The following is a 10,545-nucleotide window of genomic DNA, read 5'->3' as shown; positions in this document are numbered from 1 at the left end:
CTGGAGGGAACGCATGGAAGAACACGTCCTTGCCGCCGTCGAGCGGGCGACGACCCGCCCGCCGGAGCACTACGACACCATCACCGTCCGGCCGATCACTCCGGTGATCGGCGCGGAGGTCTCCGGCCTCGACCTCGCCACCGAGCTGTCGGCCGCGCAACTGGCCGACGTCCGGCGCGCCTTCCTGGCCCACCACGTGCTGGTCTTCCGCGACCAGGTGCTCTCCGCCGAGGACCACAAGCGCTTCGCCGGGCACTTCGGCGAGCTGCGCCGGCAGCCCCTCGCCGACCTCGACGGCGGCGACGCCGCCATCCTCGAGATCAGCGCCGGTCGGGAGTCGCGGTTCGTGGCCGGCGAGGACTGGCACACCGACGGCACCGCCGAGGCCGAGCCGTCGCTGGGCTCGATGCTCTACGTCACCAGAACGCCGGAGATCGGCGTCGGCGGGGACACGCTCTGGGCGAACATGCACCTGGCGTACGAGATGCTCTCCCCACCGATGCGGGCCTTCCTCGACGGGCTGACCGCGGTCCACGACGGCCTGATCCCCTGGCAGGGTCACACCCCGCCGCCCGAGTACGTCGTGCCGAAGAGCGAACACCCGGTCGTGGTACGCCATCCGGAGACCGGCCGCCGGCTGCTCTTCGTCAACGCCGGCTTCACCTCGCACATCGTGCAGCTCTCCCGGCAGGAGAGCCGTGCGGTGCTGGACATGCTCTTCGGCTGGGTCGCCCAGCAGCCCATCCTGAGCTGCCGGGTCCGCTGGACGCCGAACACGCTGGTGTTCTGGGACAACCGCTGCACCCAGCACCACGCCGTGTGGGACTACTACCCGCACTCCCGCTACGGCCAGCGGGTGACCATCAACGGCACTCGCCCGGTCGGATAGCCGGCGACGTCCGGGGATCGGGCGTCGGGGATCGGGCGTCGGGATCGGGTCAGGCGCGCACGATCTGCTCGGTGTAGGCCCAGTCGGCCTCCAGGGCGGCGTCGCGTTCGTCGGTCAGGCCGGTCAGGTCCGCGCCCGCGACGCGGCCGGCGCCCGCGACCCGGTCCCGCAGGATCCGGGCCGTGACCAGGGCCGCCCGGGTGCCCTGCGCGGTGACCGGGTCCAGGTGGTAGCCGGCGTCGCCGACCAGGCACCAGCCCGACCCGCTCATCGGCCGGCGCAGCATCCGCATCCGGCCGGCGCCGCCGATCGAGGTGCTGCGGCGGCCGACGGCGACGGCCGGGCCGAGGCGCGGGTCGTCGCGCACCATCCGCTCGTACGAGTGCGCCGGGTGCCGACCGGTCTCGTCGATCAGGCTCTGGTGCAGGTCCAGCGCGACGCACCACTGCTTGTCGCCGCAGGGCGTCGAGATGAGCACGCTGCGGTCCTGCAACGAGAAGTACGAGCGGTCGGTGGGCAGCGGCAGGTTCTCGTAGTAGGCCAGCAGCGCGAACCACGGTGACTCGACGACCCGGTAGGCGCTCGCCCCCACCCGTTCGGCGTTGCGCGACAGCCGGCCGTCGGCCAGCACCAGCAGGTCGCAGGTGACCTGGCTGTCGACGCCGCCGTGGCGCACGGTCGCCCCGCGTACCCGCCCCGCGTCGATCGTGAGGTCCCGCACCCGGGCCGGGCGCAGCACGGTGACGTTGGCACGGCTGCGCGCGGCGGTCAGCAGCGCCGGGTCCAGCACCTCGCGGGGCACGCTCATCCGGAACGAGTGGTCGTCCTCGCGCGGGTAGACCCGCTCGACGACCTCCTCGCCGATGCGCTGCGTGTCGCCGTACGTGCGGGGGGCGCCGCAGGCCAGCACCGTCTCCAGCAGGCCGAGCTCGGCCCAGGCGAGGTTGCCGTCCCGGTCCCAGGTGGACTGCTGCGGCCAGAACGCGGTGGGCCGCGAGGCGTCCACGACGAGGATCCGCTCGGCGTACGGCGCGAGAGCCCACGCGGTGGACGCGCCGGCGATCCGGCCGCCGACCACGACGACCTCCCAGTGGCCGGCGATCACGCTGGCGCCGAATCGGTGCGGGGCTGTTCCGGCGGGCTCCCGACGTCGTCACGCGACACGGCTCAGTCTCCCATCCGGGCCCGCCGGCGGGGAAGGGAGTCCGTCGGCAGCCACCGGTGGCGCAGAAACCGCCGGAGGGGCCTTGTTATTACTGGCCGATTACCCAAGACCAATAAATTCACCCAGGTCAGCGGGGCTCCCGTTCGGACGTGGGGTGCAATGTGAACAGTCAGAGAATCGCTCGGCCGGAGCCCCGGCTCGAGGTCCGGGACCTCCGGTGGCGGCAGCTGTGGGCGGGCGCGCGGCTGCTCGCCGAGGCGTACGAGGACGGCGCGATCTGGGCCGCCGCAGGCTCGCTCCCCCGCTGGCAGCGCAGGTCGGCCCTGACCGCCCTCTACCTCGCGGAGCTGGTGATCGCCCAGCTCATGAGTTCGGGCATCACCCTCGCCGCGTACCGCGCCGAGCGGCTCGACGGGATCCTCGTCCTCTACGGCGACGAGCGCACCACGCCGTGGTGGGGCTGGGCGCTGCGTTCGGTGGCGTGCCTGCTGGCCGGGCCGCGGGCCGTGGTGCACGCCGTCCGGATCTCCAACGCGCTGGACCGGATGCGACCCGACCGCCCGCACGTGTGGTTCGCGGTGCTCGGTCGCCGCGTCGACTCGGTCGGGGTCGGCTACGTCCTCATGCGCGCCGGCCAGGCACGGGCCGAGGCCCTCGACCTGCCGGGCTACCTGGAGACGTCGGCCGGCCCGGAGCAGGTGCAGATCAACGAGATGCTCGGCTGGGCCTCCGTCGACGAGTACGTGCTGAGCACCGGAAGCGTCATCAGGACGATGTGGCGCGACCGGGCGGTGCGGTCGTGACCGCGGCCGGACTGAGCCGCGGGCTCGACACGCTCTTCGCGATCCCGCCCGAGCACCGGCTCGACGACGTGGACCGCGCCGCGGCCCGACAGCTCCTCGGCTGCGACGACCACACGCTGTCCACGTTGCTGGACCGTGGGCTGCCGGCCAGCGGCGACGCGGGCGCGGAGCGCTTCGACTCGCACGACCTGTTCAACCTGGCGCTGCACTCCGGCTCCGGCACGACCGTGCCGGAGCAGGCCTTCGCCTACTCGCTGCGGTGGATGCGCTCGTCGACCGGGGACCTGCTCGCGCCCCGCGCCTCCCGGTTCGCGCTGCGGGTCGCCTGCGCCGCCGGCACGTGCGGCCCGGCGCCGACCAGCACGCTGGCCCTGCCGCGCCCCGAAGGCTGCGGCGGCGCGGTGCACGACCTGACGGTCGAGCCCGCCGACGGCACGGCCGTCGCGAGCGGCGACACCGTGACCCGTACGGCGTCGGAGCTCGCCGTCACCGCGACCGTCCACACCCGCGGCGAGCTGGCCGAGCTGCGCTCACCCGAGCTGCGGGCGATCGCCGCCGAGTTCGCCGCCATGGACCTGCGCTGGGTCAAGCTGCCCGCCGCCCTGCGCGACGACGTCGACCTGTTGACCACGTACGGCGTGGCGAGCTGCGACTCGGCGAGCCGGTACCTGGCCCAGCTCTGCGTCCGGGCCGGCATCCCGGCGGTCACCCGGATCGGCTGGGTGGTCGGCATGCTCGACCTGGTCCACGCCTGGGTCGAGGTCGAGGACTCCGACGGTGCGACCAAGGTCATCGATCCGGTCTTCGCGCTGTTCTCCGCCGCCGTGCGGGACACCAACCCGCTGCTGCGCGACCCGGCCGTCGCGCTGCGGACCAACCGGCTCATCCCGACCGGCCTGTCGACCGGGCGGGTCGTGGCCGAACACCGGTGCGCCGGCGAGCCGGCGGCCGCCCGGGTCAGCACGAAGATCCTGCCCGCACCGCCGCGCCCCGAGGAGAGGTCATGACCACCACCGAGACGGTCCCCGAGTTCCTCACCGCGTTCCTGCGCGCCCGCTGCCCCGACATCGACTCGGTCGGTGCCGACGACGACCTCGTCGACACCGGCGTCCTGAACTCGATGCACTTCGTCGAGCTGCTCTATCTGATCGAGGCGGAGCTGGGCACGGAGATCTCCCTCGACGAGGTCAGCACGGACGACTTCCGCACGATCTCCCGGATCACGCGACGTTTCTTCACCCCGGGGCAGGGCCCCGGCGCGACACCCAAGGAGTAGCAATGTTGCAGACCCGCGTCCGCGAGGTGATCGCCTCGGTGTTCGGTGTCGCACCGGACGAGCTGCCCGAGCGACTGGAGCCGGACACCGTGGAGGGCTGGACCTCGCTGCGTCAGATCCAGCTCATGATGGCGATCGAGAACGCGTTCGGCATCGAGATCGACCCGAACCTGCTGCCGGCCCTCGCGTCCGGGCCGGCGATCGTGCGGTTCCTCGAGGAGACGCTGGCGGTGCCGGAGGGAACGGGCCGATGAGGGCGTACCACCCGCAGCTGCGCACGGTGCACGACGTCATCGCGTTCCACGCCGCGCGGCGACCGGAGCACCCGGCGGTGCACTGCGAGGACCGTACGGTCAGCTACGCCGAGCTGCACCGGTCCAGCAACGCGACGGCGCACGCCCTGCGCCGCGCCGGGGCGGCGGCCGGGCACCGCGTCGCGTACCTGGGCAAGGAGTCAGAGCACTACTACGACATCCTGTTCGCCTGCGCCAAGAGCGGCACGGTGCTGGTCCCCATCAACTGGCGGCTGCGCGCCGGCGAGATCCGCCACATCATGCGCGACTCCGGCAGCACGGTCCTCTTCTGCGACGCGGACCTCCTGGACACCGTCGAGGGGCTGCGACCGGACCTGCCCGAGCTGCGCGAGGTCGTGTCGCTGGCCGACTTCACCGGCTGGCAGGGCGGCGAGGACGGCGACCTCGACCCGTCCTGGACCGAGGAGCAGCCGCTGGCCCAGGTGTACACCAGCGGCACGACGGGCAACCCCAAGGGCGTCGTGCTGGCCCACCGCAGCTTCTTCGCGGTGCGTGACGCGCTCGCCTCCGAGGACCTGGACTGGATCGACTGGCGGCCCGACGACGTGAGCCTGATCGGCATTCCCGGGTTCCACATCGGTGGCCTCTGGTGGTCGATCCAGGGCTTCAGCGCCGGCGTCACCAACGTGTCAGTCCGGGTGTTCGCCGGGCACGAGGCGGTGCGTCTCATCCGCCGCCACGGCGTCACCACCGCTTGTGTCGTGCCGGCCCAGTTGCAGATGATGCTGGCGCCGCCCCGGCCGAAGCGGGAGGACTTCGTCTCGCTGCGCAAGATCGTCTACGGCGGGTCGCCGATCTCCGAGGCGCTGCTCGGCCGCAGCATCGAGATGTTCGACTGCGAGTTCGCGCAGATCTACGGCCTGTCCGAGAGCGGCAACACCGCCGTCTGCCTGCCGCCGTCGGAGCACGTCGTCGGCGGGCCGCGCATGCAGGCCGCCGGCCGGCCGTACCCCGGCTTCGCCGTGAAGATCATCGACGGTACGGGTCGGCTCCTGCCGCCGTACGAGGTCGGCGAGATCTGCCTGTCGACCCCGGCGCGGATGATCGAGTACCGGGGCCTGCCCGACGCCACCGCCGCGACGCTGGTCGACGGCTGGCTGCACACCGGCGACGCCGGCTACCTGGACGACGAGGGCTTCCTGTTCGTCCGCGACCGGATCAAGGACACGATCATCGTGGCCGGCGAGAACGTCTACCCGGCGGAGATCGAGAACGCGGTCTGCGCGTACCCGGGGGTCGTCGAGGCCGCCGCCGTCGCCGTACCGCACGAGCACTGGGGCGAGGTCGTGCACTGCTTCGTGGTGACCCACCCGGACCAACCCGCGACCGCCCGCGATCTCACCCCGTTCCTGCGGGGGCGGATCGCCGACTTCAAGATCCCGGCGAGCTACGAGTTCGTCGACCAACTGCCCCGCAATCCCAGCGGCAAGCTTCTCCGGCGGGAGCTGCGTGAAAGGTTCTGGCAGCACCTGGACCGCCGCGTGGCCTGACGGCCCGGCCCGTTCCGTTCCGGCTCCACGACCCTCACTCTCCATGCAAAGGCGGAACCATGCACATTTCCCTGCGACACCACAGCGACCGCATCGCGCTCTCGATGGGCAATCCCGACCGGATCTCGCTCGGCTACTCGGAGGATCCGCGCGCCGTGGCGGCGCGGCTGCCCCGGCGCGGCGCCGACGAGCCCAGGAACGTGCTCCTGCTGGGCGCGAACGGTTTCGTCGGCATGCACATGCTGCGCGAACTCCTCGGCGACCCCCGGGTGGCGACGGTCCACGCCCTGGTCCGCCGCAAGGGCGACAAGTCCGGGCAGGAGCGCATCGCCCGGCAGCTGCGCAAGTACAAGATGGAGCTGCCCGACACCGGGAAGCTGGTCGTCCTGGAGGGCAGCTACCTCGATCCGGCGATGGGGCTCTCCCCCGCCGCGTACGACGAGCTGCTCACCGAGGTCGACGTGGTCATCGACGCCGCGGGGGCGACGACGCACGACTACCCCTACTCCCGCTACCGCGAGGAGAAGGTGCTGCCGACGCTCCGGCTCGCCGAGTTCTGCCTGCAGAAGCGGTTCAAGACGCTGCACGTCATCGGCTCGGTGGGCAGCGAGGTCTACCAGCAGTGGCGCGACTTCTACCGCAACAGCTTCTTCTACACCGGCTACAGCCGGATGAAGTGGGTCGTCAAGCACATCAGCCTGCGGGCGAACCGCGACGGGGTGCCGATCCACATCTACCAGGCGCCGTTCGCGTTGGGCGGCCCGAGCACCGGGTTCAAGGACCCCGGGATGGAGTACTCGTTCTGGAACATGATCTCGCACATCCTCCAGCTCGGCATGGTCTGGGACTCCGAGGTCACCAGCCCGGTCGTGGCGGGCGACGTGCTGGCCCGGTCCGTGGTGGCCAACGCGCTGTCCGCCGCGCCACGGGTGATCAGCTACCCGGTGACCCCCGTGACCACCGAGGAGATCGCCGAGCGGTTCACGCTGAAGCTGGTGCCGTGGGCGACGTTCCGCCGCGAGCTCGTCCGGCAGCACCGGTTCGGGCTCGACCAGGTCGACTGGTCCAAGCCGGTGGCCAGCATCCGGCGCGGCCGGCAGCAGTCGAAGTTCGTCAGTTCGCTGTTCCCCCGCTCGTTCCACACCCTGCTGAACAACATCCACACGGCCGCCGCCAGCCCGACGGTCGTGCGGACCGACGCCGACCTGCCGTCGATCGACGTCATGGAGAACAACGCCCGGCGCATCCGCAAGCTCGGCAGGTACCTGCCCGCACAGACGCCGGCTGCCGTGCCCGTCCCCGCGCCGGCCAACGCCGTGGCTCCCGCCCCGGTCTCCGCCGCGGCTCCCGCCCCGGAGCCGGTGCCCGTCGGCGCCGCCTGACCCGCTCCGTACCGGCCTGAGGCCGGCTGACCTGGACACCGACCAGGGCAGCCGGCCTCAGTCGCGTCCCGGGCCTCGGCACGGGGACCGGGACTCGATGCGGCAGTGGGAGCCGCCGGAATAGACCGGACGGACCGGAGCCGAGGCCACACAGCATTTACAAACGGCAATGCCCGTGCCCGCGTGGTGGTTATACCTATCGGCGCGAACGAGCGACCCACCCGCAGCCCATCGACAGGTAATTCGCGCCTCCGGAGAGGGCGGCTGACCTCCGGATCCTGCGATCGGTCCCGCACCTGCAGGCACGCCTGAAGGCCGGCTCGAATTTCCATTGATTCTCGCTGTACGGCGACGAACAAATGGGCGCCGACCCCTTGGCAGGAGGCCGACGCATTCGCTACGTTCTCTATTGCCGAAAGGGAGAACGGATGAGGATTCCGCCGGCGACGGCGGCAACCCGAATGCGTTTCCACGGCACCGCAGTTCCCCCCGAGCGTCAGTCTCGAAAGCCGGCGGAGACGGTCGTTTCCAGGGGTGCACGAGCCCTTCGCGCCCGAGAGGAGGTACACACCATGGCCTTCAACATCGTGATCGTCGAGACGAACGAGGAAGTTCTGAACCACGGCGCCGCCTGACGCGCCCCGGTGCCGGACCCGCACGCGGGTCCGGCACCATTCTGTCCATCGTGCGTCGTCGTGAAAGGACACCGGAATGCGGGTACGCCGGCGCGAGCAGCTCATCTGCCGCTGGGACAGCGATGCGCTGATGGTCGCCCTGCCCGGTGAACGCCGTTGGCTGCGCGTCACCCCCGACCTGTTCACCCTGTTGCAGCGCCTGGACGACTTCACCGACGTCGACGAGATCGCCGGCCACTTCGGCAGCGAGGCCGCCGACGCCGCCACCAAGGCGGTCCACCAGCTCCGCGACGCCGGCGTCCTCGTCGCCGACACCGACGACGTCGACACCCCGCCCGCCTGGCAGCACTGGGGGCCGATCGCGTCGCGCATGCACACCGAGGCCCGGGACGCCAACTACCTCGTGGACTCGCCGCGACGGGACGCCACGGCCACCCAGATCGCCGCCGACGGTGAGCCCCCGGCGCCGTTCAAGCGATACCCGGACGCCCCGGCCGTGCACCTTCCCCGCCGCACCCTGCCGCTGCGTACGCCGGTCGAGGAGGTGTTCGCCGCCCGCCGCACCCACCGCGCGTTCGCCGACACCCCGGTCGGCATCGACGCGCTCGCCACCGTTCTGGCCTGCACGTTCGCACCCCAGTGCTTCCTCGACGGCGGCGCATTCGGCCCTCAGCAGGGGCGCATCAGCGCCTCCGCCGGCGGCCGGCACGAGGTCGAGTGCTACGTCGCCGTCTACGACGTCACCGGGGTGCCGCCCGGCCTCTACCACTACGCGCCCGAGGTGCACCGCCTGGAGCTCCTCGACGCCACCGTCGACCGGGACCGCATCGCCGCCCTGACCTACGAGCAGGAGCCCTCCTACCGGGGGGCCTTCACCTGCCTCACCACCACCGTCGCCGCCCGCCTGTCCTGGAAGTACCGGCACCCCCGGGCCTACCGGTTGTGGATGTTCGACGCCGGCCACTACGGCCAGACCTTCGCGCTGACCTGCACCGCGCTCGGCCTGGCGCCGTTCCAGACCATCGCGTTCCACGACAGCGGTGTCGAGGCGATGCTCGGGGTGGATCCCGACCACGAGTTCGCCACGTACCTGCTCTCCGCCGGCAATCCCGCCCCCGGTGACGGCGCCCGGCCCGCCGGCTCGCAGTACCCGCCGCCGGCCCGCCTCGCCGCCAGCGCGCACCGGTCTCCGGCGGAGCAGGCGACGCGGCCGGAGCAGTCCGGATGAGCCCGGCCGGCCGCACCGGCGCGGGCCACCGCCGGACGCGCCCCACGCCATGAGCGCGCCCACCGGCACCGCCACCGGCAGCGGCGAGAAGCTGAGCCAGCACCCGCTGTTCCTGCGGGTGTGGGCCAGTCAGTCCGCCGGGGCGATCGCCGACCAGATCCTGCCCGTCGCGTTCGCGTTGTACGCCGTACAGCGCGGTGCCGGCGCCGGCACCATCGCCGTCATCCTCGCCGGCCGGGCGATCGCCCTGGTGGTCTGCCTGCTCGCCGGCGGCATCCTCGCCGACCGGGTCTCGCGGCCCCGGATCCTGTTCACCGCCGACCTGATGCGCACCACCATCGTCCTCGGCACGCTGCTCTGCCTCGACAGCCTGCCCCTGGCCGCGCTCGGCGTCGTCACCGCGCTGTCCGGCGTGGCCGAGTCCCTGTCCCGGCCGGCCATGCGTTCCCTGGTCCCGGCGCTGCTCCCCGCCGACCTGCTGGTACGCGGCAACGCCCTGGTCTCCGCCGTACAGCGCTTCGCGACCCTGCTGGGGGCGCTCGCCGGCGCCGCGATCGTCACCGCCATCGGCATCGACGCCGCGCTGGGCCTAGCCGCCCTCCTCTTCGCGACCGGTGCCCTCGCGGTGCTGGGCGTGCGCGACCTCGCCGCCGGCACCCGGCCCCGGACCAGCGTCCTGGCCGACGCCGCGGCCGGCATCGCCACCGTCCGGCGCCGTCCCTGGGTGGCCGCCGTGATGGCCGCCGTGGCGGTCCAGCTCTTCGCCGGCACCGCACCCAGCCTGACGCTGCTGCCGCTGGTCGCCGCGGAACGCCTCGGCGGCGAACTCGCCTACGGGGTCGTCCTCGCCGCTGCCGCCGCCGGCGCCCTGCCGGCCATCGCGCTGGCCGGCCGGTGGCGGCCCCGGCGACCCGGCACGGTCAGCATGCTGGCCCTCACCACCTACGCCGCCCTGCCCGCCAGCCTCGCCTTCGCCCTGCCGCTGCCGGTCACGGCGCTCTGCTTCGCCGTCGGCGGATTCGTCGTGGAGATCTACTTCCTCTACTGGCTGTCCGCCCTGCAACGCGAGATCCCCGCCGCGGTGCTCGGCAAGACCCTCGCCCTCGACCAGCTCAGCGCCTTCGCCCTGCTGCCGGTCGGCTACGCCCTGACCGGCCCCGCGGTCGCGGCGTTCGGGATCCGGCCCACCCTCGTCGCCGCGGCCGCGCTGACCGCCGCGGCCAGCGCCCTCACGCTGCTGGTCCCGGGCGTCAGCACCTTCAGCGAACCCGCCCGCGCCCGCCCCGCCGGAGCGACGGCGGGTGGCAGGGACCGCGCCGAATGATCCGATCGGGTACGCCCGACGGGCCGTGACCGGCTGGCG

Annotated in this window: 11 protein-coding genes; 10 read left to right on the top strand and 1 reads right to left on the bottom strand. The window is 72.5% G+C overall.

The window, feature by feature from the left end:
- Nucleotides 1-13 precede the first annotated feature (13 nt).
- Nucleotides 14-889 (top strand): TauD/TfdA dioxygenase family protein, encoded by an 876-nt coding sequence (locus tag ACGFIG_RS25200; protein WP_393006829.1) that lies wholly within the window; start codon nucleotides 14-16, stop codon nucleotides 887-889.
- Between the two features lie 49 nt (nucleotides 890-938).
- Here ACGFIG_RS25200 and ACGFIG_RS25195 read toward each other — a convergent pair whose 3' ends face one another.
- A complete protein-coding gene (locus ACGFIG_RS25195) occupies nucleotides 939-1,994 on the bottom strand; it encodes an FAD-dependent oxidoreductase (protein ID WP_393006827.1) in 1,056 nt (351 codons plus the stop codon).
- 221 nt (nucleotides 1,995-2,215) lie between these two features.
- Between ACGFIG_RS25195 and ACGFIG_RS25190 the strand changes: the two genes are divergently transcribed.
- The 9 genes from ACGFIG_RS25190 to ACGFIG_RS25150 all read left to right on the top strand — a co-directional run bounded on the left by ACGFIG_RS25190 (nucleotide 2,216) and on the right by ACGFIG_RS25150 (nucleotide 10,506).
- Entirely contained in the window at nucleotides 2,216-2,857 is a 642-nt protein-coding gene (locus tag ACGFIG_RS25190; RefSeq protein ID WP_393006825.1) for a hypothetical protein, read from the top strand.
- Complete coding sequence (locus ACGFIG_RS25185) at nucleotides 2,854-3,864, top strand: hypothetical protein (protein ID WP_393006823.1); 1,011 nt, start codon at nucleotides 2,854-2,856, stop codon at nucleotides 3,862-3,864. The genes ACGFIG_RS25190 and ACGFIG_RS25185 overlap by 4 nt, the downstream gene beginning before the upstream one ends.
- A complete protein-coding gene (locus tag ACGFIG_RS25180) occupies nucleotides 3,861-4,133 on the top strand; it encodes an acyl carrier protein (RefSeq protein ID WP_393006822.1) in 273 nt (90 codons plus the stop codon). The genes ACGFIG_RS25185 and ACGFIG_RS25180 overlap by 4 nt, the downstream gene beginning before the upstream one ends.
- A gap of 2 nt (nucleotides 4,134-4,135) precedes the next feature.
- Nucleotides 4,136-4,387 carry an acyl carrier protein gene (locus ACGFIG_RS25175; RefSeq protein WP_393006820.1) on the top strand — a complete coding sequence of 84 codons (252 nt, stop codon included), beginning with the start codon at nucleotides 4,136-4,138 and terminating at the stop codon, nucleotides 4,385-4,387.
- Nucleotides 4,384-5,937 carry a long-chain-fatty-acid--CoA ligase gene (locus ACGFIG_RS25170; protein WP_393006818.1) on the top strand — a complete coding sequence of 518 codons (1,554 nt, stop codon included), beginning with the start codon at nucleotides 4,384-4,386 and terminating at the stop codon, nucleotides 5,935-5,937. The genes ACGFIG_RS25175 and ACGFIG_RS25170 overlap by 4 nt, the downstream gene beginning before the upstream one ends.
- Nucleotides 5,938-5,996: 59 nt before the next feature.
- Complete coding sequence (locus ACGFIG_RS25165) at nucleotides 5,997-7,319, top strand: SDR family oxidoreductase (protein WP_393006816.1); 1,323 nt, start codon at nucleotides 5,997-5,999, stop codon at nucleotides 7,317-7,319.
- 428 nt (nucleotides 7,320-7,747) lie between these two features.
- Nucleotides 7,748-7,954 carry a hypothetical protein gene (locus ACGFIG_RS25160; RefSeq protein WP_393006814.1) on the top strand — a complete coding sequence of 69 codons (207 nt, stop codon included), beginning with the start codon at nucleotides 7,748-7,750 and terminating at the stop codon, nucleotides 7,952-7,954.
- Nucleotides 7,955-8,030: 76 nt separating this feature from the next.
- Complete coding sequence (locus ACGFIG_RS25155) at nucleotides 8,031-9,182, top strand: SagB/ThcOx family dehydrogenase (protein ID WP_393006812.1); 1,152 nt, start codon at nucleotides 8,031-8,033, stop codon at nucleotides 9,180-9,182.
- 49 nt (nucleotides 9,183-9,231) lie between these two features.
- Entirely contained in the window at nucleotides 9,232-10,506 is a 1,275-nt protein-coding gene (locus ACGFIG_RS25150; RefSeq protein ID WP_393006810.1) for an MFS transporter, read from the top strand.
- Nucleotides 10,507-10,545: the final 39 nt, after the last annotated feature.

The sequence above is a fragment of the Micromonospora sp. NPDC049048 genome (assembly GCF_043197615.1).
Lineage (GTDB): Bacteria > Actinomycetota > Actinomycetes > Mycobacteriales > Micromonosporaceae > Micromonospora.
The sequence above is the reverse complement of the archived record's forward strand: the minus strand, read 5'-3'. Positions and strand labels throughout refer to the sequence as shown.

Bases quoted from the DNA above. Each gene is read 5' to 3' on its own strand.
- ACGFIG_RS25200 (WP_393006829.1), top strand. From the start codon at position 14: ATGGAAGAACACGTCCTTGCCGCCGTCGAGCGGGCGACGACCCGCCCG.
- ACGFIG_RS25180 (WP_393006822.1), top strand. From the start codon at position 3,861: ATGACCACCACCGAGACGGTCCCCGAGTTCCTCACCGCGTTCCTGCGC.
- ACGFIG_RS25175 (WP_393006820.1), top strand. From the start codon at position 4,136: ATGTTGCAGACCCGCGTCCGCGAGGTGATCGCCTCGGTGTTCGGTGTC.
- ACGFIG_RS25170 (WP_393006818.1), top strand. From the start codon at position 4,384: ATGAGGGCGTACCACCCGCAGCTGCGCACGGTGCACGACGTCATCGCG.
- ACGFIG_RS25165 (WP_393006816.1), top strand. From the start codon at position 5,997: ATGCACATTTCCCTGCGACACCACAGCGACCGCATCGCGCTCTCGATG.
- ACGFIG_RS25160 (WP_393006814.1), top strand. From the start codon at position 7,748: ATGAGGATTCCGCCGGCGACGGCGGCAACCCGAATGCGTTTCCACGGC.
- ACGFIG_RS25155 (WP_393006812.1), top strand. From the start codon at position 8,031: ATGCGGGTACGCCGGCGCGAGCAGCTCATCTGCCGCTGGGACAGCGAT.
- ACGFIG_RS25150 (WP_393006810.1), top strand. From the start codon at position 9,232: ATGAGCGCGCCCACCGGCACCGCCACCGGCAGCGGCGAGAAGCTGAGC.